Raw genomic sequence first — 24,894 nt, forward strand, 5'->3', positions numbered from 1 at the left:
CCACCGAGGATCCGCGCCGTGGTCAGCAGCCACGCGACGCGGAGGTCGACACGGATCGATGTCGACGTGATCGTCGAGACGTCCTCGGGGAGATGCAGGCGGCGGCCTCGTCGCGAGGGACTGACCGTGGGGCCCCTGGTGCCGGTGATGAACGCCTCCTGGATGGGCGGACTGACTGCGCGCTGCCGGTGTGGTGACCCGGGTCACTCGTTTGTTGTCGAGATTGGATCATGTCACAACAATTCCAATCGTTCACTCACCCCTCCTTAGGTTGCTGACTGCATCGACAGTCAGGTCACCCGTCTTGGGACCCGGCTCCGGCGCGAGAGGGCCTCGGGTCCTCGAACAACATTCATTCCTGAAGGGAACACGCATGAACAGCAGCGGCATCAAGCGGGGACTGGCCACCACGGCCATCACCGCTCTCGCGGTAACGGGCATCCCGTTCATCGCCACCTCGGCCTCGGCCACCCCTCTCGCGACTCAGGCAACCGCCGCGTTGGCGAGCGCCGACAAGGTCGACATTCTGACCGTCAATGACGTGTCGGCAAAGAACGACGGCACCAACACCACGGTCTCGATCGCGGCGACCGGTGGCTCCAACGTCACGTCGATCCAATTCCAGTACGCCCCCACCGCCCCCGCGGCCGGGGACCCTGTCAACATCGGCGGCCCGGTTGCTCGCAACGCGGACGGCCTCTTCGTCGTCGAGTGGGACGGCAACGCTGGCGCTGGCGTCACGGCTGTCGACCTCATCGCCATTCCCAACACTGGCCTCACCAACACCGACACGGAGGCTGCCACGCTCCTCACCAACGCCACCGCACAGACGGTGGAGCTGGCGACCGAGGGGTCCCGCGGCGTCTTCCAGAGCCCCTACACGGCCGACACTGGCAGTCAGTGGGTTGCTGTATCCGGTACCAACTCGAACGATGCTGGCGCCGTCACGGTTTCTCCACTGTTCGCCGGCGCTCCTGGCGGCACTGGGGCGACGGTGACTCCCGTTGAGGGTGCCGACACCACGGCGACCTTCCTTGGCATCGTCGACATTAAGGGCTACCCCTACTCCCCCGGTACCGAGAGCAACCAGCTCGCACTGCGTGCGGTCACTGGTGCCGGTAGCACCGACGACGTGGAGGCCTCGACGCTCTACCTCCAGAGCATCAACAGCATCACTGCCACGGCAGCCTCGAACACGGTTGCGGGCACGGGCAGCACCAAGGTCACCGTGACGGTCAAGGACCAGAACGGCAACCCGATCCCCAAGGTGATCGTCGACTACACCACGCCGGACGACGACTCTGACGTTGACACCAACCCGCAGCCCTCCCCGGGGGCGGCGTCCCTGCGGACGAACGGCAAGGGTGTTGCGGAGTTCACGCTCGGCGCGGGCTCGTACACCTTCATCGCCGAGACGAACGCAGTCCCGGACGGTGTCGCCAACGCTGGTGAGAAGACCGCTGGTCCCGTCACCATCACCTCGTACACGCCGGTCAACACCTCGCTCGTGGCGGAGCCCGTCGTCGCCGGTCGCGCTGACTACGACATCGACGAGCTCGACGACGACAACGACTTCCGCGCCGTCATCAAGGACCAGAACGGCAACCCCGTTGCGGGTGAGTTGGTCGAGTACAGCTACACCTTCGACCCCGCTGGCGCTGCGCCTGCTGGCGCTCCGTCGACTTACGCCGCGGCCGCCGGTGTGACCGACTCCAACGGCCGCATCACCATCCCGTTTACGGGTTCGGGCACCGACGTCGGTACCTACACGCTGAATGTCCGCCGCCCGGCTGTGCTGGGTTCGGGCTTCATTCAGGGGACCCCGTTCACGTTCGACACGAACGAGTCTGAGATCACCTTCGATGAGGCCCCCACGGCATCGTCGGCTGTGAACACCTCTGACACCTACTCCGGCAAGCTCGCGCTCCTGGGCGGTCTGGGTGCCCTGGGTGGTCGCACGGTCAACGTCGAGTACACCCCGACCGGTGACGTGGTCTTCTCCACCACGCAGCCGAGCGGCACGACTCGAGTCGACGCTGACAGCGTGACTGCAGTCACCAAGGCTGACGGAACGTTCAGTGTCTCGCTGACCGACCCGCCGGTTCCGGCCAACGTCACCCCCACGGCCGAGACGGGCACGCTGACCGCCACCGCGGCCGCGCCCATCAAGGACGGGGATGACCCGGCCGGTCCTGCTGACTCCACCGGCGCGCTGAACGTGGTCTTCGCCACGAGCGCCGCGCCTGCTGGCTCGGTCGCCACGATCGTCGCCATCACGGGCAACAAGACGCCTGGCCAGGCAGTCGCCGGTACGGTTCAGCTCCGCACTGCTGGGGGCGCCGCCGTTCCGAACACGCAGGTCACGCTGACGGTCGACAAGGGCTTCTTCACCGACGGCACCAACGACCCGGCTCCTGCCGTGGGCGCGGACGCCGGCGAACTGAAGTCCCTGACCCAGTCGATCACGGTTACCACTGACTCGGCCGGTGACGCTTCGTTCAGCGTCGCCATCGAGCGTGACGCCGGCTTCGACGACGACGGTCTCGTCAAGGCGATCGTCACCGCCACGGTTGGCACGGTCACCGACACCGAGGACGTCGACTACAGCTCTGCCAACCCGCTCAACGGCGGTACGGTCGAGCTCGTCGAGTCCCCGGCAGCTGAGCAGAGCGGCCCGACTGACCCTGCTTCTGTCAACCAGTCGGTTCTGTTCGACCTGGTCACCACCGACCAGTTCGGCAACCGCGTGGGCGGCGAGTTCGTTAACGTCACCGAGAACAAGCCGGGCGCCTCGACGACCGGTGGTTTCTCTGACTTCGACAACTCCGGCGACATCTCGGTGTTCTCGGACCGCGCACAGACCGTCACCGCGACGGCGACTTGGGTCACTGACACCTACCGGTACACGACCGCGACTGGGAACGGTGCCCCGGCAACCGTCGCCAACGGCGAGACGCTGACCGACACGGCCGACGTGGTCTTCGAGGGCATCGACTTCGCTGCCTCCGACTTCTCGATCTCCTCGAACCCCGAGGGCACTGTTGTCCCGGGCACCGCGGTGACCGAGACGGTGACCGTGCTCGACCAGAACGGCAACCCGGCTCAGGGTCTCCAGGTCGAGTTCGTCCGCTCCGGCGCGGGTGGTGGCGAGACCGAGTCCCGCACCACCAACGCCAACGGTGAGGCGAACTACACGTTCGTCGCCAGCACCGAGGGCACGGTCAACATCACGGCCATCGTCACCGACGGCAGTGGCCAGAGCGAGACGCTGACCGACACGGTCACGGTCGACAACGGCACCCAGCCGCCGGTGCCGCCGATCGAGATCGTCGCCAAGTTGACCGGCGTGAGCAACGGCCCGGCCAACGACAAGCTGAAGGTCAACGCGCCGTCCTCGGCCGCTGGTGCTGAGGTTCGACTGTTCAAGGTGATCGACGGTCGTCGGATCCAGGTCGGCAAGACCAAGGGCCTGAACTCGTTCGGCAACGCGACATTCATCGTCCGGGACCGCAACGGGAACCGCCTCACCAAGTACGTCGCGGTGGTCGTCAAGACTGCTCGCACGCTGGGTGACGTCACGAACCCGAAGCGGGTTCGCTGATCTAGCACCACCACGTGAGGAAGCTCCGGGGCACCTAGTGCCCCGGAGCGAGCTCTCAGGGGTTACTTCCGTATCCCCCTAGCAGCATTGCCCCAAGACGGGACGCACAGACGCGGCCCGGGTTCCACTCTCACGCCGCTGCGAGAGTGAGGCCCGGGCCGCCTGTCGCATTTCGGCCCATGGTCAGTTTGCTCAGTCGAGCGATGCGCGGCGCACGGCATAGATCCAACGCCGGCGCGGGTGCTCGGAGACCGACCACAGCAGGTCGGTCGAGGGCCAGTAGGTGATGTCCTCGGGCCCCATCGGGGTCGCCCAGCGGTGCCGGCGCAGGGCGCCGGGCGGACCGACGTACAACGAACCCAGCCCCCACGGGCCCTCCGACGTCGTGACGTGCAGCCGGCCGCGGGCCATGACGGCGCCCTGCATGCGCCGCGTGCCGTCGTCGAGCAGGACCGGGCGCGCGAGGCCGTCCTCGGCCGTCGAGAGCAGGTGGGTGTCGGGGTCGAGGGCGAAGCGCGCGAGGCGGCGGGTCTGCTTGCCGCGGGCATATTCACCCACAAGCAACGACGGCGGCGTGGTCTCCCGATCGAGCGACATGAACGAGTAGCGCAACCGCTCCTCGCCGTCGGCCGCCACGGCGCTGTAGGCGAAGCGCACCGGCAGGACATAGCGGTAGCCGTGGGAGGACACCCGGTCGTCCTCGATGCCGATGCCGGACGCGGGACCGGCCAGGTCGTCGGTGACCCGCAGCAGGTCGTCGAGGCGGCAGGTGTGGAAGCCCTTGGCCGTGGCGGCGACGTGGACGTAGGGGCCGGACCAGACGATGCCGCCCGCGTGCGCCCGCAGGGGAGCCAGGACCAGGCGGCCGTCCTCGAGCGTGGGCACGACCAGCAGGACGTGGCGGTAGCGGCGGGTGTCGAGGTCGAAGAACGTGAGGCGCGAGCCGTGGTTGCCGCTCTCGTCGCCGGGCAGCTTCTTGGCATACCAGGAGACCGCGACGATCCTCCTGCCGCCGATCGTCTCGGAGGTGGAGGCATCGGCCGAGGTGCTGATGCCTTGGGGCCACCAGCGCTCGTCACGACGGTCGGCGGCGTCGAAGGTGAAGGAGCGGTGCACCTTGAGGCCGGGTGCGAACCCTCGCCGGCCCCGGCGGTCGAGGTCCCCCAGCATCGTCTCCAGGCCGATCCGGCCGCCGAGGAGCGCTGCCAGGGCGTCGATCGCGGCGACGTTCTCCTCGGTGCGGGTCAGGTGGAGGCCGGGGTGTGCTGGCATGGGGTGACGGTAGTCGGCCGCAGCCAGGGCGGAGATGCGTGGCAGCCTCAGAGCCCTCGAAGCTGCCAGGTGGCGCGTGGGTCGCGGGCTGAGTTGCCGCGCCATTCGACAAGCTCTTCCTCGCGCAGGGCAGTAAGCACGCGCAATACCCAGGGTCGCGAGCGCTGAACCGCATCGGCGATCTGCCCCGTGCCCAGAGGCTGTCCGGCGGCGCGCAGCGCCTGGAGCACGGTGTTCGCGCCACGGGGGAGCCGAGTCTGCACTCGGGGGTCAAGTCGCGCGATGGCTGCCAAGGTCAGTCGGACACTTCCAGCGGTCTGCTGATAGACCGGATCAGACAAGCCGTGCGCTCGCATCTCGTCGAAGATCCGCCTGATTCCCTCTCCCAGCTCCTGGGTGATCGCGAGGTCGGCGCACACTCGCGCGATCCTCGGGTTGCGCGCATAGCGCGTGATGTCGAGGGGGCGCTCGGGGTTGACGATCCCGGGAAAGCGGCCTGGACTCTCGATCTCGATCCTGTCCGGGAAGATCTCGACGCGGATGTGGTCACCGGCGGCGCTGTAGGAACGGTGCACGACAGCATTCACAAGCCCCTCGAGCCAGGCATCGCGCGGCACGATGGGCGTCGCCGCGAAGCGCCCATCTCCCTGGAGCGCGCGTCGGCGTGGAACCCATGCGTCGATGAGGCGGCTGGCCTCGTCGATGACCCGGGGTATGGATGCCTCGAGGCGGATGTCTCCGCCGTCGAGGAGCGCCTGGTGTGCGCCCGTGCCGCGAGCTGTCGAGTCATAACGCAGCACGCGCACGTGGGCATGGGGGAACAATCGGCCCGGGTTGGGTGCGAACAACAGGTAGGCGCCGACAGTCACCTCTTCCGAGGACGTGAGCAGACTCCGGGCGTGGAGCTGACGCTCGAAGGGGCTGTCGGGGCCCGCGCCGATCGCGTCACGGAAGTGACCGAGCAAATCGACGTCGAGGTCAGCCATGCTCACGCCGGCAAGGGCCCGGGCTTCATAGTGCGAGCTTCCGCGGTCGTAGAGCAGCTCCTGACGCTCGGCCGGTCCCAGCTTCACGCTCGAGTCGCCCACGCGGAGGTAGACGTCACCGTTGCTCATCTCGTGCACCGTCTCCCCGGGGGAGACACGAGCCACGAGCAGGGTGGCCGGGCTTCCTTCCGTGTCGACGACTGACAGTTCCTCGAAGTGGGTGCGCACGGGGGGCGATGTCAGGCTCATCGGAGCGCGACGAAGCTCGTTGACTTGCTTGGTCTCCGCGTCGATATCCTCGACGCGGCCTTGACTCAAGCCCACGACGACGATGCCTCCCTCGGCGTTGGCCAGCGCTGTCAGTGCTTCAGCAAACCTACGGGCAGTGACGCGAATCGACTTGCGTTCGAACCATTGGTCCTCGCGGAGCCCCAGGAGGCCGGTCGCCCGATCAGGAGCCGGGAGGTTGAGGCAGAAGTCCACGCGGTTCGACGACACACATTTACTCTAACATTTTTAGAGTAAATGGGAGTAGTCTTTTCCCCGCTACGTGAGAGTGGGTGAGAGTAGAGATCCTTGATCAGAGTTTCTGAGAGCGTTTCGGGCGGCAAATGACCAGGTGGGAAGCGCGTGCCTAGGTCCCGCCTGGTGCGGGCGCGAGACCGATGAGCGTTGTCCGAGTCCGTTCGAGTGGGTCCTACGATGATGCGATGCAACAGGTCGTGGGAGCAGCCATCGTGAGGCACGCGCGCGTCCTCGCCGCACGTCGTACGACGCCACCCGAGGCTGCGGGCCGGTGGGAGCTGCCGGGCGGCAAGGTGGAGGTGGGGGAGACCCCGCTGGGGGCGATCGAGCGGGAGGTCGCCGAGGAGCTCGGCTGCGACATCGAGGTGACCGAATGGTTGAGGAGCCAGAGCGTCATCGGTGACTCCTACGTGCTGATCGTCGCGCTGGCGCGGCTCTCCCGGGGCGAGCCGGAGGCGAGCGAGCACGACGAGCTGCGCTGGCTGAGCCGCGACGAGCTGCACGACGTCGACTGGCTCGAGCCCGACCGGCCGTTCCTCGCCGAGCTGGCCCATCACCTCGGCCAGCTCGGGGAGACGGCCCCGTTGCTGCGCGCGATCCTCTTCGACGAGGACGACGCCCGCGCGGTCGCGCAGCGGCTGACCCGCGACGGCTTCGAGGCGAGCGTCCTGCGTGAGCCGTTCCAGGGTGAGGACGACGACGAGGACCACCCGTGGGCGGTGCTCACCGATGCGCCCGAGCTGGTGCTCGAGGTGCTCGTCGACGACTTCGACGGGTGGCTCGACCTCGACGAGCCAGTCGCTGCGCCGCCCGGCGTCACACCCGTCGAGCTGCCCACCCAGCCCAAGCGTCTCCATCGCGACGGCACCTGACCGGAGCGTCCGTGGGCCTCACTAGGCTGGCGGGCATGAGCCCCCCCGCCCACCGGCTGCTGCTGGTCCACGCCCACCCCGACGACGAGTCCATCGGCCAGGGCGCCACGATGGCGAAATACGCCGCCGAGGGGCGCGGCGTCACGCTCGTCACCTGCACGGCCGGCGAGATGGGCGAGATCTTGGTGCCCGAGCTCGAGCACCTCGCCGCCGACCGGGAGGACGGCCTCGGGCTGCACCGCCGCGGCGAGCTGGCCGAGGCCATGCGTGAGCTCGGCGTGACCGACCACCGCTTCCTCGGCGGCTTCGGCACCTACCGCGACTCCGGCATGAAGTGGCACGACGACGGCCATGCGGTCGCCGCCGACCTGGTGCACGACAACGCCTTCTGGCACGCCGACCTGACCGCGGCCGCCGCCCACCTCGTCGAGGTCATCCGCGAGGTGCGCCCGCAGGTGCTCGTGACCTACGACGAGTTCGGCGGCTACGGACACCCCGACCACATCCAGGCCCACCGCGTGGCGATGTATGCCGCCCAGTTGGCCGCCGTGCCGTCGTACAGGCACGACCTGGGGGAGCCGTGGGAGATCGCCAAGATCTACTGGGGCGCCATGTCCGCGAGCCGCATGCGCGCCGGGTTGCGCGCCCTGCGCGAGTCCGGTGACACGACGAGCTTCGAGGGCATGGACCCCGACGGGCCGCTGCCGCCGTTCATCACCGCCGACGAGAACCTCGCGGCCATGGTCGACGCGCAGGAGTTCCACCCCCACAAGATGGCGGCCCTCGCAGCACACCGGACGCAGATCACTACCGACGGGCCGTTCTTCGCGCTGTCCAACAACGTGGGTGCGACGGCGTGGGGCATCGAATACTTCCGGATCGTCAAGGGCCGCCCGGGTGAGGTCAACGAGGACGGGCTCGAGACCGACCTGTTCGCCGGCGTCCCCGCTGACCACTGAGCGCTCGGTGAAGGTCCTGTCGGCGCTCGCGCTGCTCGTGGGCGGGGCGGCCGTCGGGCTCGCGACCGTCGCGCTGCACTCGCTGTGGTGGGGGCTCCTCCTCGGCGTGCTCGCCACCGCCGCGGCGCTGTGGGCGCTGCCGCCCGGGTGGTGGCTGCGCACGTCGTTCGGTGCCGGCTGGGCCGTCATGGTGGCCTACCTGTCGGTCCCGCGCCCCGAGGGCGACTACGTCATCTCCGCCGACGGGCAGGGCTACCTGCTGCTGGGCTTCGGGGTCGCCGTGCTGATCTTCTCGGTCGCGACGCTGCCGGCGCCGTCTGGGCGCAGGGGCCGCCTCCCGGGGTGAGAGCGCGTGCTTCGTAGGATGTGGTGATGAGCCTGTGGGATGAGTCGGCGCGCGAGCCCGACGCGCGCCGTGAGCGCAACGGGGGTCGCGTGGTGCTGCTCGTCCTGGTGGGGCTGGCGTTGCTGGTCGGTGGCGGCTACGCCGCGGCCTACCTCGCCGCGGGCGACAAGGTCCCGCGCGGCACGACCGTCGCCGGCATCGACATCGGTGGCCGCACGCAGGCCGTGGCCGCGCAGGCGTTGGAGGAGGGGCTGGCCGACAAGGTCGACGCTCCCATCACCGTCACGGTCGATGACCGCACCGAGGTCGTTCAGCCTGCGGATGCGGGTCTCTCGGTCGACTACCTGGCGTCGGTCGCCGACGCCGGGGGTGAGCAGAGCTGGGAGCCCCAGCGGCTGTGGGACTACTACACCGGCGGCGACGACCTCGACGCCGTCGTGAGCGTCGACGACACGAAGCTCGATGCGTTGGTGGAGCGCCTCGGGGGCGACCTCGGCAGCGACGCCGTCGACGGAGCGGTCGACTTCCGGCGCGGCGAGATCGTGGTGACCGACCCCGTCGTGGGCGAGGGTCTCGACCCGGGGGCAACGCGCGAGGCCCTCGTCTCGGCGTACCTCTCCGACGAGGCGGACGTCGCCCTCACCCTCACCGACATCGCGCCCGACATCGACATGGCCGACGTGCAGGCGGCGCTCGACGACTTCGCCAACCCGGCGCTGTCGAGCTCGGTCACGCTGGTCTTCGGCGACTCACCCGTGCGACTCCAGCCGCGTGACTTCGCCCGCGTGCTCGGGATGAAGGCCGAAGGCGGCGTGCTCGTGCCCGCGCTCGACACCGAGCGGCTCACCGCACTGGTCTCCGACCAGATCGGCGGGTCCGGCGCGCCCGTGGACGCGTCGTACGACGTCGTCGACGGCAAGCCCCGCGTCGTGCCGGCCAAGCCGGGCGTGACCTACGAGCCGTCCGTCGTGACCGACACCTTCCTGACCCTCGTCACGCAGCCCGAGGGCGAGCGGCAGATGGACGTCGAGGCGACCGTCGTCGAGGCCGACCTCACGACGAAGGAGGCGCGCGCGCTGGGGATCCGCGAGCGCGTGTCGTCCTTCACGACGTACTTCCCCTACGCGGAATACCGCAACATCAACATCGGCCGGGCCGCCGAGATCGTCAACGGGACCGTGCTCGAGCCCGGCGAGACCTTCTCGCTCAACGATGTCGTCGGCGAACGCACCCGCGAGAACGGCTTCACCGAAGGCTTCATCATCAGCGACGGCATCTTCAAGGAGGACCTCGGTGGCGGGGTCTCCCAGATGGCGACGACCACCTTCAACGCCGCGTTCTTCGCCGGGCTGAAGGACGTCGAGCACAAGCCGCACTCGTTCTACATCGACCGCTACCCCGTCGGCCGTGAGGCCACCGTCGCCTTCGGGGCGATCGACCTGCGCTTTCAGAACGACACCGACAGCGGCGTCCTCGTCGAGGCGACGCTGAGCCCCAGCACGCCGTCGTCGCAGGGGGTGCTGACGGTCTCGATCTACTCCACGAAGACGTGGGACATCACCACCGCCACTTCCGACCGCTACGCCTACGTCTCACCCGCGACGCGGACCCTGGACACGCCCGACTGCTACCCCAACACCGGCTACTCCGGCTTCCAGGTCGACGTGTGGCGCTACTTTCGCCGCCCCGGCTCGGACGACCTGGTGCGCGAGGAGAAGTTCCACACCGACTACACCGCCTCCGACACGGTGATCTGTCGGCCGCCGGGCTCGATCGACTGACCGTACGATGGAGCATGCGTCGATCGCTCGGAGCCCTGGTCGGGCTGGGTTTGCTCCTGGGCGCTGAGGGGGGCTGCATGAGTACCCGGATGTCCGGGGACTTTGGCTCTGGAGGGGTGTTGCAACACCCCTCCAGTGACAGACTCGCCCGCCAAGTGCGGTCTCAGGCGGTCGCCGTGCTCGCGAAGAGGAAGTTGCGGATCCGCATAGCGGTGCGCTCGGGGTAGGCCAGATCCGCCCAGGTGATGCGGATGCAGCGCCAACCCGTCCGCTCGCAGATCCGTTCCTCGCGCCGCTTCTCGCGGATCACGGCGTCGGCGGCCGTCTCGCCCTCGCGCAGGTACTTCTCGTACTTCACCCGTCCGTCGAACTCCAGGAACACCTTGTGCTCGGGCCATGCGAAGTCGACGCGTCCGAGGAAATTTCCGTCCGCATCGCGCATCTCGTACTGCGGCACGGGCTTTGGCAGGCGCTGCTTCCAGAACAGGCACTGGGTCCGTGACTCACCCACGGTCTCGATGCGGCCGTCCGCGAGACGAAGCAGAAGCTCGGTCGTGAGCGTGTCGGGCCAATGCTCCATGGAAGACCTTGGGCCCGTCGACAAGGCTCGGTAGCGCGAGTTCACCCTGTCGATCGTGGTCAACTTCTTGTGAACGAAGTGGTTCCACACCACCAGGCACTGCTCAAGGTCGGCCATGGTCGTCAGCTCGATGAGGGTCCGCTCAGGACTAGTGATCCGTACGCCGTTGCGAGCGGTCGTGTCGTCTGGCATCAGCAGACCCCGGTGCTGCTTGACCCCTGCCTCCCGCCGTCCTGCCTTGTGGTCGGTGCGGGTGACGTGCACGACGGACAGATCCAGCCCCCACATCGGCGCTCCCCAATCGGGCAACGACGACACGTGGCTCAGCACGAGGTCGGTCTTGCCGGCCTTGACCACGGCGCGGGCCGTCAGCCCATGGCGCCCCTCGTGGTCGAGCGCCTCCCACGCGTCATGAGCGACATAGGCGCCGTGGCGCAGCTTCTTGAGCACCTTGGCGTCCACCAGACGCGCGATCGCACGGTCGGTGTAACCGTCGGCTATCAGGTCACGACGGAGCTGCACCGGGGCGAGCATCGGATGTTCGGGCGGGAGTGGTTTCATCATGCGCCACCGCCTGCCCGAAGTTGCCGGCCTCGACTCATCGCGATCTCGCGCCTGTGGATGACCGTGCGGAGCGGCGTACGCGTCGGCGCCGTCGCGCACGCCTGAGGACCACCCCCGGCCTGGACTGGGCGGGCGAGTCTGTCACTTGAGGGGTGTTGCAACGCCCCTCAAGTGACAGAGTCCCCGGACATCCGGGTACTCATGCAGCCCGCCGCCCTACCTCCCGCCCCACTCGCTCGCGCAGCTCGGCGCCGACGTCGCAGGCATGATCGTCGCGGGAAGCCTGCTCCTGCTGATGGTCCGCACCAACCGGGCCGTGGCTGGTCGCGCACTCGGAGAAGATCCGGCAGCGGTCAGGGACGCGTGAGGTAGCGGTAGCGGTGGTGCTCGCGGAAGCCCAGTTGCGCGTAGAGCGCGAGGGCGGGGTCGTTGTCGCCGAGGACCTGGAGGTACGCCGTCGTGGCCCCACGCTCGGCGCCCCAGTCGAGGAGGGCGCCCATCACCGCGAGCCCGAGGCCGCGGCGGCGGTGCTCGGGGGAGACCTCGATGCTCCGGAAGCCGACCCAGTCGCGGTCGAAGGCCGCGACGCCGGCTGCGACCTGCGTGCCGTCGACGAGGACGCTGGCCACGGCCTGCGGGTCGAGGTCGTCGAGGAGCACGTCGACGTCGGGAGGGGCGGCCGCGCGCAGCGCGCGGGCCACCGTCGCCACCGCGCTGACCTGGAAGACGGTGTCGGCGTCGTCGCTCTCGGGCACCCAGCCGCGCTGCTCGAAGAGCGACGACTCGGCCGAGTCGGGAAGGACAGCCGCGATCGGACGCTGACCGGCGTTGTCGTAGAACGCCACGACCTGCTCGTGGGCGACGTCGTCGGACTCCTGGTCGGCCAGCCCTGTGGGGCCGAACGCCAGCACCGAGTTGGCCCGCCGCGCGGTGGCGGTGGGGGAGCGACGCAGCACCCAGTCACCGAGCGGCTCGGTCTCGAGGTCCGCGAACAGCGCGCAGCCGAGCACCTGGGCGTCGCGCGCCGGCACGCGGTCGCGCACGGACGGCCGCGGCGGCACCGGCTTGCCCGACACGATGTCGCCGAGCGGGATCGTCACCGGGGCGCCGGCTGCGGGTTGGACGACGCAGACGCCGTCACCCCACGCGACGCACGTGCCGAGCAGGTCGGTCAGCGCCGGACCGCCCGAGGGACCCGTCTCGCCGCGGACGACTCGTCGCACGACGACGCGCTGGCCGATGACGTGTGGCCCCAGCCCGTGCTGGCCGACACCCTGGCCGACACCTCCGGCGACCACATGGTGGGGTTCCTGCGCTCCGGACACGTGGTGATACTAGGCTGAGGCTGCTCTCAGGGATTGCCCCGATCCAACGTCCTCAGGAGGACCCGGTGACCTACGTCATCTCCCAGCCGTGCGTCGACCTCAAGGACCGCGCGTGCGTCGACGAGTGTCCTGTCGACTGCATCTACGAGGGCAAGCGGATGCTCTACATCCACCCCGACGAGTGCGTCGACTGCGGTGCCTGCGAGCCGGTCTGCCCGGTCGAGGCGATCTTCTACGAGGACGACGTGCCGGAGCAGTGGAAGGACTACTACACCGCCAACGTTGGGTTCTTCGACGACCTCGGCTCGCCCGGTGGCGCGGCGAAGATGGGTGAGATCGACAAGGACCACCCGATCGTTGCCGCGCTCGACCCGCAAGAGCACGACGAGTGAGGCGGGGAGTCCGGACGACGGTCTCCTCGAGGCTCCCGGACTTCCCCTGGGACCACCTCCAGTCCGCCGGCGCGCAGGCGCGCAGGCACGCTGACGGCATCGTCGACCTCTCGGTCGGCACCCCTGTCGACCCCACCCCTGCCGTCGTGCAGGAGGCGCTGCGAGCGGCCGCGGACTCGCCGGGCTACCCGCTCACCATCGGCCTGCCCGAGACCCGTCAGGCCTGCATCGACTGGCTCGTCCGCCGCCACGGCGTCACCGGCCTCGGGCTCGACGGCGTCCTTCCGGTCATCGGCTCCAAGGAGCTGATCGCCTCGATGCCGGGCCACCTCGGCATCGGCGCCGGCGACCTGATCGCCTACCCCGCGCTGGCCTACCCGACCTACGAGGTCGGTGCTGTGCTGGCCGGTGCCCGCGCGGTTGCCACCGACTCGCTGACCTCGCTCGGCCCCGAGACGCCCGCCCTGCTGTGGCTCAACTCGCCGTCCAACCCCACGGGTCGTGTGCTGCCGCCCGAGCACCTCAAGAAGGTCGTCGACTGGTGCCGTGAGCGCGGCACGATCCTGGTCTCCGACGAGTGCTACCTCGAGTGTGCGTGGGAGGCCACGCCGCTCTCCGTGCTGCACCCGTCCGTCTCGGGCGGGTCGCACGAGGGCATCCTCTCGGTCCACTCGCTCTCCAAGCGCTCCAACCTCGCCGGTTACCGCTGCGCCTTCGTCGCCGGTGACACCGCGCTCGTCGGCGAGCTGCTCGCCGTGCGCAAGAACCTCGGCCTGCAGATGCCCGGCCCCCAGCAGCGCGCGATGATCGCCGCCCTCGACGACGACGAGCACGTCGCCGTCCAGCACGCGACGTACGCCGCTCGCCGGGCCTCGCTGCGCACCGCCCTGGAGGGCGCGGGGTTCCGCATCGAGCACTCGGAGGCCTCGCTCTACCTCTGGGCCACCCGCGAGGAGGACTGCTGGTCGACCGTCTCGTGGCTCGCGGAGCGGGGGATCCTGGTCGCCCCGGGGTCGTTCTACGGCGCTGCCGGCTCGCAGCACGTGCGGGTGGCGTTCACCGCCACCGACGAGCGGGTCGCGGCCGCGGTCGCGCGCCTTGCCTGACGTCTCCAGGAATGACAGCTGCGCGATGTCAAACTGATGGAACGTCATGGTGGCCAAGGTGGGTGCGGGCGCCGCGACTTGTCTGTTCGGGCTTTGTCCGAGATGCGCGTCTCGACGCCGGATCGTCCCGTTCGGGCAGTCCGGCGCGGGTAGGAACGCCATTTCGGATAGCCCACATGGGGCGTCGTCCCGCGCAGCCCCCACGGTGCGCGCTGTCAAGCGAATGCGCAGGTCAGCGACGTGCGCTGGGCTTCTCGCCGGGTCTGAGGGGGGCGGTCTCAGTGCTCCCACAGCTCCTGAGCGACCGCGACGGGAAGCCTCGTTTAGTCATATCTGACTAGGCCGCTGATCACTTCGGGCCAGATCGCCATCTGGGGGCTGTGCTGGGCGAAGAGACTCGCTACGTTGCGCCGTACTGTCTCGCTGTAACGAATGTCATGGGGGAACTCCATATGTCTCGACGCCGGTTGGCCGTCCGCTCTGCTCTTCTCTCCGCCTTGGCCCTCGGGCTGACCCTCGGTGGCACCAGCTCGGTGCTCGCCGCTGAGGCGCCAGCCGCGTCGAAGGCAGGTGCGATCGCTGCAGCCGAGGCGCCGCCGACACTTGGCACGGTCGACGGCAAACTCGTCGACGAAGCGGGCAACCCAGTCGGCGGCATCCGCGCGGAGCTGTTCCTCCCCGAGGCCTCCGGCCCCATGGACTTCCCGGTCGCTACGGCCTACTCGTCCTACGACGCTCAGTACGGCGAGCACCTCGACGCCGGCTTCTACCGGTTCACGGGCGTCGATGCGGGCGACTACGTGCTCCGTTTCAGCGATGACGTCGCCTACTGGGCCTCGACCGACTACGACGGCGTGGTCACGGTGGTGGCGGGATCGCAAGATCTGCAGGACACCACCCTGGCGGTAGCACCCGAGAGCCCCCAAGCGAGCCTGACCGGTCTGGTGCTGAACGTCGACGGCGATCCACTCGTCGGGGCCTACATCGAGCTTTACAGCGTGAACCCAGGACGCAGTGCTCGTAGCTTGGGTGGTGAGTACTCCGATGCGGGCGGCAACGTGGCCTTCGCCAGTGTCCCGACCGGAGTGAAGCTCGCCGTCTGCACCTACGACAACAGCGGCAACGGGAGCTACTTCTGCCAGGGCGGGGCCAACGGACCTGTCGGAGCCAGCACCTTTACGATCGATCCCACGGCCACCGAGTTCGACTTCGGGACCCTGCAGAACGATCCGCTGCTGGTGACGGGTTTTGCCAAGGATCGAGCGGGCGCGCCGGTAGCAAGCGGCTACGCGAGCCTCTACGGTCTCCGGGACGATGGATCGACCATCTACGCGGGCTACTCAGGTCTCGCTGAGGATGGATCCTTCTCGCTGACCGGTGCGGTCCCAGGGGGCCGCTACGTGGTGTGTGTAGCGCGTGCTGACGTCATAGTCGATTCTGAGGATTCGACCAACGATAACTACTACTACCTGGGTGAGTTCTGCCAGGGGGCGAGCAGCCCCTTCGAGCCCGAGGTCGACGACTTTGTGTTCCCTGAGGAGGGCGACGCGGCGATCGGCGAGGTCGTAGACCCACTTGTGGTGCTGCGTGGCCGGCTCGTGGACTCTGCAGGAGCCATCGTCACGGACGCCGGCATGAACGTGTTCGAGGTCTCCCCTGCCGGTGGAGGCGCCGACTACTACGGCTCCGCCTTCGCCCGGGTGGACGGTTCATTCGCGACCCGGTTGGCGCCCACTGACAGCGACCTGACGCTTTGCTCCTACGTGGGTGTCCAGGAGTGCCTCGGAGGTGCACCCGACCCGGAGTCGGCTGAGACCTTCCAGATCCCGGTGGGTTCGACCATGGGGACGAAGGACATCGGGGACTTCGAGATCGCCCGCAGGGTCCACATCCGGGGTGTTCTCACCCGCCCTGAAGGACTCGAGGGTCGGCGGTACTACCCCGTTCATGCGGTCGTGGAACGGCCTGACGGCGGATTCGAGACCCGAGGTTTCGTGCAGCGTTTCGCAGAGGACGGGGAATTCGACGTCATCATGCCGTTCACCGAGGAGCCCGTCGCCGTCTGCGTATTCCTTCTATCCTCCCAGCCGTGCTTCGGCGGTGCGACCCCTGCGGACGCGACGTACTTCACGCTTCCGGACGACGGTTCGGACCTCGTGCTCCCCGGCCCGCTGGAGCTGCCGGCCGGCAGCACGGTTAATGGACGGGTCCTAACGCGCGGAGGGGTGCCGCAGCGGGACACCCAGGTGTCGCTCTACGAGCTGATCGACGACAACAACGACGGTCAGCCGGAGTACGCCTACCAGAGCGACGAGTCCGACGTGTCCGACGCCGACGGCCGAGTGCGCATCATCAGTGACATGCCGGGGCGCAGCGTCACCGCCTGCGCGCAGACATACACCAACGTCTACCAGCTCGTCTGCCTCGGTGGCGCCCAGGACCCGCTGCTCGCCGACACCGTGATCGTGCCGGCTGTTGGTGAGACTCTCACCCTGCCGAACCTCGTGCTGCGCTACTCAGGCGATTACTGCGACGGTGCCGAGATCGGCAACGGCACGATCCGGCTCGGCGTCAACTGCGAGGGTGAACTCAACCGCTATAGCACCGGCCTCGAGCTTGTCGATGCCGCTGACGAGTACTACGACACCGTGCAGGACGGCCTCGTCCACGGTTGTCAGTGCGAGGGTTGGGGAGTGGCTGACCGCGCCTCCGGCACCAGCGGTCACGCGAACCGCAACGACGGTCTCAGCTCCGGCTTGCGGCGCGTGGGCTTCTCTTCAGACGGCACCGGTGCCACCGCCGTCGTCGAGATCGACGAGAAGATCCTCGTCACCCACGACTACCAGCCCTCGGAGCAGTCCGACTTTGCTTACGACGTCAACGTAGCCGTCGAGAACCTGACCGCCGACCCGATGGACCTGGCCTACCGCCGCGTCATGGACTGGGACGTCTTCCCGACCGTGTTCAACGAGCTGGTCTCGATGCACACCGGCGACGTCCCGGAGCTGACCTTCGCCTCCAACGACGGCTTCGCCTCAGCCGACCCGCTGGCCGGGCCGACCGACCGTGGCGCCACGGGTGACTTCGACAAGTTCGGCCCTCGGGACCAGGGCTCGCTGCTGGACTTCGACTTCGGCGCGCTCGCCGGGGAGTCGATGCGAGAGCTGCACTTCGTCTACGGCGTTGCTCCCAGCAGGGCCGAGGCGCTCACGGCTCTGCAGGACGAGGGCGCTGAGGCATGGACGCTCGCGGAGCCAAGCTTCACCGAGGACGGTGCGGAGGAGGGTTCGCCCAACACATTCTTCTTCGGCTATATCGCCTCTGACGCACCGAGCAGTGGGGCGGCCGGCACCAACACCGCGCCCCCGACCATCTCCGGCACCCCGCAGGTGGGCCAGACCCTCACAGCCACGTCGGGCACCTGGGAGCCGAATGCTGGACTTGACTTCAGCTATCGCTGGCTCCGTGACGGCGTTGCCATCACCGGCGCGACCGGCTCGACGTACGTGCTGAAGCAGGCCGATGTCGACACCGACATCAGCGTGCAGGTCACGGCTCGACGATCCGGGTTCAGCCCGGCGCGTGCGACGTCCGCCCCGGTCGACGTCCGAGCGCTCCCGTCGCTCGAGGTCGTGACCGGACCCTTCATCGCGGTGCGAGGTGGCGGTGCGCCAGATGCAGGGAAGACCCTCGAGGTCACGCCGGGTGAGTGGACCGGTGCTGACGAGCTGAGCTACTCCTACGAGTGGCGCGCGAGCTACGACGACACTGGCTACTCCTTCCTGGTCCAGAACGGCGGCACGGACTTCGTCGTGCCGGCTTCCCTGGGTGGCTACTCGGTCTTCGCAGAGGAGACCGTCGCAGCACCAGGCGCTTCGGCAGGCACGGCAACGAGCAACGAGCTGACTATCGTTCAGGCGCCACAGCTGTACCGCACGGAGCGTCTGGACATCGGCGTCCCGACCGTCGGTCAGGAGCTGGCGCCGGGTCAGGGAGTCTGGGCCGCCGTTGACGATGAGAATGCGACCGAGGTCGACGTCGACGTGACCTACACCTGGTACGTCGGCAACCGCCAGGTGACCGCTCCGACGTTTACTCCGGAGGACGGGGACGTAGGGCGTTACCTGTATGTCGAGGTGCGAGCCGTGGCGGACGGCTTCCAGGACGGCTACACCTACACCGACGGGCTGGTGCTGGGCCCTGACGCCGTCGTGGAAGACGTCACCGTCACCGTCGTCCGCGATAACGACGGGGCGACTCCGGTCGCGAACTCGTACGTCTACGCGTGCACGGTGGACGCCTGCTCGAACGGCGGAGTGACCGACACCGACGGTGAGGCGGTGCTGTCGCTTCAGGTCGTCGAGCAGGAGTACAGGATCACGGCGTTCCCCAGCAACAGCGGCCCTGTCAGCGCATCGTTGCTCGTGGTTGAAGGAGCCGTCAACGAGCTGACGCTCGTCGTGAAGTCTCCCACCCCGCCGCCCGACAACGTGATGACCGGGAGTGGCTTCACCACCAAGTCGGTCGACACCGACGGTGACGGCACCTCGGATGACACCATCCCCTCTGGTGTCATCGGCTCCCCTGCCACCCTCGTGATCGAGGGCTGCTCGACCGTGGCCGACCCGGAGTGGACCGTCACGTTCGCCAATGGGGCCGCGCCGATGACTGGCGCCCTGGTGGAGGACCCGCCTGGCACCTACACGGCCAACATCCCGCGGTTCACCAGCGCGGGGGACGCCACGTTCTCCACCAACCTGCCTGCGGAGTGCGGGGGAGAGTTCTCGATCTACATCGACCCGGCGGGAGTGGTGACCGACCAGTTCGGACGTCCCATCGCTGGGGCGACGGTCACGTTGCTGAAGCAGATCGGTGGCGTCTACACCGCAGTGGCCAATGAGGACACCTCGGTGATGGACCCCAGCGTCAACACCGCCAACCCGTCCACGACGCTCGCCGACGGGGTATTCCGTTGGGACGTCACGGCTGGCTTCTACAAGGTGAAGCTGACCTCGGGCGTCAGCGGTGGTGGGGCCTGCGCGACCACGACCACCAGCCCGCTCGAGGTGCCGCCGCCGAGACTCGACCTGCTGCTCAAGGTGACGTGTGGTCCATTGGCGCCCACGCCGACCGCGGCTCCGGGAGTGACGGGCACCCGTCAGGTCGGGCAGACGCTGAGCGTCTCCACCGGGACGTGGGCCGACGGGATCGTGCAGACCGGGGTGCAGTGGCTCCGTGACGGCGCGCCGATCGTCGGCGCGACTGGTGCGACGTACGCGCAGGAGGCGGACGACGCCGGCAAGGTCATCACTGCCCGAGTCGCGGCGCAGCGGCCGGACTACGTGCAGGAGAACGGCACCGGCGAGATCGTGGCGTTCGTGCCGTTCGACGTCACGACCGCGGTCGGACCGGCGACGACTGTCCCCGGTGGCGGCGGCGGTGGCGGTGGCGCAGGGGTCGCACCGACGGCGACGACGGCACCGAGCGTCTCGGGCGCAGCGAAGGTCGGCAGCACGCTGACGGCCAACCCGGGCACGTGGGACACCACGGGTCTGACGTTCGGCTACCAGTGGCTGCGCGGGGCGACGGCCATCGCCGGTGCGACGGGCACCACCTACGTGGCGTCGGTCGACGACCTGGACCAGCCGGTCTCGGTCCGGGTCAGCGCGACCAAGACCGGGATCCCTGACGGCGCGGGCACCTCCTCGGCGGTCACCATCGCCAAGGGTGCCGCTCCGGCTCCGCTGTCGCCGCCGCTCGTCACGGGTGTGGCAGCCGTCGGAGAGACACTCACCGTCACGAACGGGAGCTGGGACACCGAGGGCCTGTCCTTCGCCCGCCAGTGGCGGCGCGACGGTGAGGCCATCGCCGGCGCGACCGGAGCGACGTACGTCGTGACGGCAGCCGACCGGGGCTCGGCTCTGACCGTCCTGGTCACGGCGAGCAAGACGGGCTATGACTCCGCTGAGGTCGTGACCGGTGCTGTGACCGTGCCTGTGGCTCCCGAGCCGGAGGAGGCGAGCGACACGCGGACGAAGGCCTCGTTCGCCGACAGCACGCTGAAGCAGCGGCAGCGAGCCCTGCTCCGGGTGACGGTCAAGGCGCTGCCGTCCGGTCGCGCCGCAGGGCGCCTGGAGATCAAGGTCGACGGCGTCGTGGTCAAGCGGGTGAGGCTCGACGGAACGGCGGCTCAGGTCGCGGTGCGGCTCGGACGCCTCTCCGTGGGCAAGCACCGGGTGCAGGCGGTGTTCGTCGGCAACGACGACTTCGTGGGCTCCCGCTCGGAGGTGCTGACGCTCAAGGTGAGCAAGAACAGGAAGCAGGGCGGCAGCTAGAGGCTGCGACTCGGCTCGTCGGTGCCGTGCACTCCGGGAAGCACCCGGGGTGCATGGCACCGTGCTGTCCTACTCGACGACATCGACGTGCACGTGGTCGCGGTGCTCGAGGATCACCGGGTCGCCGGAGCCGCTGGGCGCGTCGTAGTCGCGCCAGCCCTGGTCGGAGCGGCTCACGGTCCAGATCCGGTCGTCGAAGATGATCGTCTTGATGTCGAGCCGGTCGGACTGGGCCATGAGGTAGTGCGCGACCGCCCAGCCGCTCTTCTGGTTCTCGGCGTTGACCGGGCGGAAGAAGATGTCGACCGCTCGTCCCTCGTAGTGAGCCGATCCCTCGATGTGGCCGCTGCTCACGCCACCGGGTGCGAAACCGCCGAGGGCCAGGTCGCCGAACATCCCGAGCGCCTCCCGTCGTACGACGTCGGCGCGGTCGGTCAGGCCGGTATCGAGCAGCGTGGTGTCTGCTGAGTCCACGTCATCGTCGATCTCGCAGCTGAACGCCTCGGGGGAGTTGCCGGTCAGCGCGGACGCGATCGTGCGGGCGTCCTGCTCGTGGTCGGCGTAGGCGTCGGGGAAGCCCGAGCGCTGCACCTCCTGCGCGGCCACCGTGATCTCGAGGCCCTCGTAGTCGTTGACCTCCGCCAGCGCGTCGTAGAACGCGTTGGTCGCGTAGACCGGGTCCAGCACCTGCTCCTCGCTGCCCCAGCCCTGCGACGGCCGCTGCTGGAAGAGCCCGAGCGAGTCGCGGTCGCCGTAGTCGATGTTGTAGAGGTCGGACTCCTGGTAGGCCGTCGCCAGCGCGATCGAGGCCGCCCGCGCGGGCAGGCCGCGTCGGATCGAGATGGCGGTGATGAGTGCTGCGTTCTCCGCCTGCTCGAGCGTCAGGTCGACGCTGTGCCCGTCGACGGTCGCGGTGCACTCGTCAGAGGCCGGGCTCAGGGGACCGTTGCCGGTGAGTACGCCGTAGCCCACCGCCGCGACCACGGCGACGGCTGACGCGCCGACGATCGCGGTGCCCGCTCCCTTCCTCATTCCTCCATTGTCCAGACCGGTGCTGAGCGTTGGCTGAGGAGGGCCTCCGGTTGCCGCTGTGGGTGGGAGGCGTTGCGGTTGCGCAGGGTGGCGAGTCGGCGCGATGTTCCCTGACGCCGGCGGTGTCCCCGCGACCGTGGTGAGTGACGACGGCCCCGGCCCGCCTCCGGAGCAGCTCGAGGAGATCTTCACCCCCTTCCATCGTGCCCCCGGCTCTGCCGAGGTCCCGGGCGTCGGCCTGGGCCTGACCATCGTCAAGCAGATCACCGAGCGGCACGGCGGTCGCGTCCACGCCGAGTCCGTCCCGGGCCGCTGGGCCACCTTCGTCGTGCGAGTGCCGGTCACCAGCAAGGGCCGTCGGACCAGCACTCGTCCCTCGGGTGACCTCTGGTGGGTGGCTGCGGGTCGTCACTCATCCCCGCAGCCGGGCGTTGAGCCAGCGCCGCCAGTGCCAGGTCGCTGTCGCGCTCGTGGAGGTACGCCGCCACGGCGGTGTGGCGGGGCACCGAGTCGTCCACGGCCGCGAGGGCCGCGAGCCCGGCGCGTGGGCCGTCGACCTCACCGACCGCGACCGCGCGGTTGAGCCGGACGACCGGGCTGTCGGTGAGGAGCACGAGCTCGTCGTACCACTCGACGACCTGCACCCAGTCGGTCTCCTCGGCGGTGGGTGCGTCGGTAGTGCTTGAGCATCAGGTACTTGGCCATCGTGGTTCCTCTCGCTGGTGCGACCCATCCTGGTCGCTTCACACCGGGGACGGAACCGGTCAGCCGCTCTCGTCATCGGGTGCCAGGAAGCGGAAGCGGGCAGGCTCCGTGGTGCTCCACCGGGTCAGCCGATCAGCTCGGTGTAGACCACGACGTTGCTTTGCCAGCCACCGCGCTCGGCGTCGTATTCGCCGCCACATGTCACGAGATTGAGCAATCGGCGCGACTCGGTGCCGGCGTAGACCTGCTGGGCCGGAAATTCTGCATTGGCGTAAGTGACTACCCGTTCCACGCGGAATCGACGTGCCGTTCCGTCGGACAAGTCAACAACCACCACATCCCCACGACGGAGGTGTTTCAGTCGGGCAAACACGGCAGGACCGTCGACCGAGTCGACATGGCCCAAGATGACGGCGGAGCCTCGTCCGCCGGGCGGTGTCCCCAACGAAAACCATCCCGCGAGCGACGGATCGCTCGGCACCTCCACCGTGTTGTCCTGATTCACTCCGAGGTCAACCAGGTCCGTGGTCACTCCGATCGAAGCAACGGCAAGTCGCGTCGGCGCCGGTCGGGTGCCGGTCGAGGAGGCAGACGGGACGGAAACGGCGGGGCCGGAGAAGTCACGCTGCGCTGTGAGCGGGTAAGGGCGAGTGGGCGATAGCTGGCTCACCTCGTCCCTCACAGGCGCGGCAACGTCCATCAACAGCGCAACAGTTAGCGCCGCAACCGCCCCGGCCCCCAGCAGTGAGGCTGCGACGACGCGCCGGGTTGGCCGCCGACGACGATGCTGCGGCCCGACGGGGGTCATCGACATGGCGCTTCAGTGACGCCTGACGTGGCGCGGTCCCGTGACCAAGGCACCAAGGGCGCCGAGAGCTGCCAGGCCCGCCAGCGCCAGCAGGATCACCTGCCCTCCGCCTTCCTGAGGAGATGCCATGCGGCCTGTATCGGGGTTGCCGACCGGGACCAAGGGGCCGCCGGTCAAGCCGTTCCCTGAGCCGTCTGAGCCGTCGTTGGAGCCGCCGCCACCGCCGCTATCTCCGGCGCCGAACCCGCCTCCTGCTCCTGGGCCAGGCCCTTGGCCTGGGTTGGCGGTGGGCGTCACCGTGCTTCCGGTGGGCAGCGTGGTGCTCGGGGTGCCAGTCGGGGTGCCAGTCGGGGTGCCAGTCGGGGTGCCAGTCGACGGCGGCGCGGACGCACACGCGGGAGAGGTGAGGTCATTGGCATCCATGGTGACCGCACCATTGCGCGCCAACACCCGACCTTCGACGTCCACGCCCGTCGAGAGAGTGATGGAGGTGAGCGCCATGATGGTCCCGGCGAAGTCGGTGTCGGTGCCAAGGGTCGCCGAGCTCCCGACTTGCCAGAACACCCGGCAGGGCTGAGCCCCGTTGATCAAGGAGACCCGGGCACCTGAAGCCGTCGTCAGCGTCGAGCCTGCCTTGAAGATGAAGACAGCACCGGGGTCGCCCAGCGCATCAAGCGTGAGAGTCCCGGTCAACGCCATGCTGGAGGTGTCCTCGAAGACGCCGGGGAGGAGGGTCCGACCCCCAAGATCGGTTCCGGTCACAGACTCGGTGGTGGGACGTGAGGCAGCATCCCCGAAGGCCGTTGTCAGGTCGTTTTGGGCTTGGATCGCGACGCCGTCGTTGAGGTGCTGAACACCCGAGACTTGGCCGGGAGGGAAGCCCGTGACGGCAGTGCCCGGGCTCACCCCGAGATCGCCCGAGATCGTCGAGGGACCAGTGTTGGTCACCGTGCTTCCGGCGAGGACGCCGAACGACTCAGCGGTGCCGAGACCGACGGCGGGCTCCGCGGCATAGGACGGGGACATGCCGCTCCAGACGGTCCCTGCCACCAGGAGACCCACCGCGGTGAGCCCCAGGCTGGCGACCACCCCCTGCCGCAACGAGCCAGACTGGTCTTGCGAGACGATGGGGCTGGCCTGGGGGGACATGCCGACCTGCTCTCAATGGGTGCCCGTCGGGGGAGGGCAAGGGGGGAGGGGGAGGGTGGTTTGTTGCAGACTACTTTTCATCCCGATCAAGGTTGATCAAAGTCTTGTCTAGACCAGCCCGTCGTCAGTGTGAACCGCCCCGGTGATTCCGGAGGCTTCGTTCGGTGTCTTTATCCGGTCGGTGAGAGACGGTTTCGTGCAGCGTAGTGAACTTGAAGCGCCTGTAAGTGTTCGTGGTGGCTGGCCTGGGGCTGGCTGGCAGGGTTGACGGTGGTCCTCCGGATCGGGCGTGACTCGTGAAGCGCCTGACCTCTTCGGGGTGTCTTGCCTGGGATCTGTCCGTCAGGTCCGGGGGCCGGCGTCGACCCTGGCCCCACCACGATGGCTTGATGAGAAGCATGTCCAACCAGTGCCGCTGAAACGACTCTGGCTGTGACCCGTTACAGGCCTGCCTCGTAGTGACTTCACTCCCGGGCCGACGTCGGCAACGACGCCATCCCCCGGTTGAAGTGAAGGAGACATCGCAGTGCCCAGTGTGACAAACAACAGCGCCACG

The 24,894-nt window shown here is 68.6% G+C and carries 16 protein-coding genes and 1 pseudogene; 9 read left to right on the plus strand and 8 right to left on the minus strand.

What is annotated here, in order from left to right; translation table 11 throughout:
- Positions 1-190: 190 nt before the first annotated feature.
- Positions 191-3,601 (plus strand): beta strand repeat-containing protein, encoded by a 3,411-nt coding sequence (locus BM204_RS12795; RefSeq protein ID WP_143099762.1) that lies wholly within the window; start codon positions 191-193, stop codon positions 3,599-3,601.
- Positions 3,602-3,793: 192 nt separating this feature from the next.
- On the opposite strand, the gene BM204_RS12800 is transcribed toward BM204_RS12795, so the two are convergent.
- Both BM204_RS12800 and BM204_RS12805 read right to left on the minus strand, forming a co-directional pair.
- The gene (locus BM204_RS12800) at positions 3,794-4,873 is read right to left on the minus strand and encodes a hypothetical protein (RefSeq protein ID WP_091113900.1); all 1,080 of its coding nucleotides are present in this window, start codon (positions 4,871-4,873) and stop codon (positions 3,794-3,796) included.
- A gap of 47 nt (positions 4,874-4,920) precedes the next feature.
- The gene (locus BM204_RS12805) at positions 4,921-6,357 is read right to left on the minus strand and encodes an ATP-binding protein (protein WP_091113903.1); all 1,437 of its coding nucleotides are present in this window, start codon (positions 6,355-6,357) and stop codon (positions 4,921-4,923) included.
- Positions 6,358-6,569: 212 nt separating this feature from the next.
- Here BM204_RS12805 and BM204_RS12810 point away from each other — a divergent pair, with 212 nt between their 5' ends.
- The 4 genes from BM204_RS12810 to BM204_RS12825 are packed head-to-tail and all read left to right on the plus strand — an operon-like array spanning position 6,570 to position 10,342.
- On the plus strand, positions 6,570-7,256 hold the full coding sequence (locus tag BM204_RS12810; protein WP_091113906.1) for a (deoxy)nucleoside triphosphate pyrophosphohydrolase: 687 nt from the start codon (positions 6,570-6,572) through the stop codon (positions 7,254-7,256).
- A 35-nt stretch (positions 7,257-7,291) separates the two neighbouring features.
- On the plus strand, positions 7,292-8,215 hold the full coding sequence (mshB, locus tag BM204_RS12815; protein ID WP_091113907.1) for an N-acetyl-1-D-myo-inositol-2-amino-2-deoxy-alpha-D-glucopyranoside deacetylase: 924 nt from the start codon (positions 7,292-7,294) through the stop codon (positions 8,213-8,215).
- Between the two features lie 7 nt (positions 8,216-8,222).
- Positions 8,223-8,561, plus strand: a complete 339-nt coding sequence (locus BM204_RS12820; RefSeq protein WP_091113910.1) for a DUF6113 family protein — start codon at positions 8,223-8,225, stop codon at positions 8,559-8,561.
- A gap of 26 nt (positions 8,562-8,587) precedes the next feature.
- Complete coding sequence (locus BM204_RS12825; RefSeq protein WP_091113912.1) at positions 8,588-10,342, plus strand: VanW family protein; 1,755 nt, start codon at positions 8,588-8,590, stop codon at positions 10,340-10,342.
- A gap of 163 nt (positions 10,343-10,505) precedes the next feature.
- Here BM204_RS12825 and BM204_RS12830 read toward each other — a convergent pair whose 3' ends face one another.
- Complete coding sequence (locus BM204_RS12830; RefSeq protein ID WP_143099763.1) at positions 10,506-11,585, minus strand: type IV toxin-antitoxin system AbiEi family antitoxin domain-containing protein; 1,080 nt, start codon at positions 11,583-11,585, stop codon at positions 10,506-10,508.
- 254 nt (positions 11,586-11,839) lie between these two features.
- Entirely contained in the window at positions 11,840-12,811 is a 972-nt protein-coding gene (locus BM204_RS12835) for a GNAT family N-acetyltransferase (RefSeq protein WP_091113917.1), read from the minus strand.
- Positions 12,812-12,876: 65 nt separating this feature from the next.
- Between BM204_RS12835 and fdxA the strand changes: the two genes are divergently transcribed.
- The 3 genes from fdxA (at position 12,877) to BM204_RS12850 (ending at position 20,644) form a co-directional block, all read left to right on the plus strand.
- Entirely contained in the window at positions 12,877-13,203 is a 327-nt protein-coding gene (fdxA, locus tag BM204_RS12840) for a ferredoxin (protein WP_091113919.1), read from the plus strand.
- The gene (gene dapC / locus BM204_RS12845) at positions 13,200-14,309 is read left to right on the plus strand and encodes a succinyldiaminopimelate transaminase (RefSeq protein ID WP_091113921.1); all 1,110 of its coding nucleotides are present in this window, start codon (positions 13,200-13,202) and stop codon (positions 14,307-14,309) included. Before fdxA ends, dapC begins: the two co-directional genes overlap by 4 nt.
- Positions 14,310-14,806: 497 nt before the next feature.
- Complete coding sequence (locus BM204_RS12850; RefSeq protein WP_091113923.1) at positions 14,807-20,644, plus strand: Ig-like domain repeat protein; 5,838 nt, start codon at positions 14,807-14,809, stop codon at positions 20,642-20,644.
- A gap of 69 nt (positions 20,645-20,713) precedes the next feature.
- On the opposite strand, the gene BM204_RS23535 is transcribed toward BM204_RS12850, so the two are convergent.
- Positions 20,714-21,676 carry a VldE C-terminal domain-containing protein gene (locus tag BM204_RS23535; RefSeq protein WP_091113926.1) on the minus strand — a complete coding sequence of 321 codons (963 nt, stop codon included), beginning with the start codon at positions 21,674-21,676 and terminating at the stop codon, positions 20,714-20,716.
- 103 nt (positions 21,677-21,779) lie between these two features.
- Between BM204_RS23535 and BM204_RS23540 the strand changes: the two are divergent.
- A pseudogene (locus tag BM204_RS23540) lies at positions 21,780-21,962 on the plus strand (sensor histidine kinase); the annotation flags it as partial.
- A gap of 55 nt (positions 21,963-22,017) precedes the next feature.
- Here the strand turns inward: BM204_RS23540 and BM204_RS12865 are convergent.
- The 3 genes from BM204_RS12865 to BM204_RS12875 form a co-directional block, all read right to left on the minus strand.
- Positions 22,018-22,320: a hypothetical protein gene (locus tag BM204_RS12865; protein WP_305728401.1), complete on the minus strand. Its 303-nt coding sequence runs from the start codon at positions 22,318-22,320 to the stop codon at positions 22,018-22,020.
- A 185-nt stretch (positions 22,321-22,505) separates the two neighbouring features.
- Positions 22,506-22,913 (minus strand): class F sortase, encoded by a 408-nt coding sequence (locus BM204_RS12870; protein WP_218031379.1) that lies wholly within the window; start codon positions 22,911-22,913, stop codon positions 22,506-22,508.
- A 288-nt stretch (positions 22,914-23,201) separates the two neighbouring features.
- A complete protein-coding gene (locus BM204_RS12875) occupies positions 23,202-24,338 on the minus strand; it encodes an ice-binding family protein (protein WP_091113930.1) in 1,137 nt (378 codons plus the stop codon).
- Between the last annotated feature and the right edge of the window lie 556 nt (positions 24,339-24,894).

This window comes from Nocardioides psychrotolerans, assembly GCF_900113685.1.
Lineage (GTDB): Bacteria > Actinomycetota > Actinomycetes > Propionibacteriales > Nocardioidaceae > Nocardioides > Nocardioides psychrotolerans.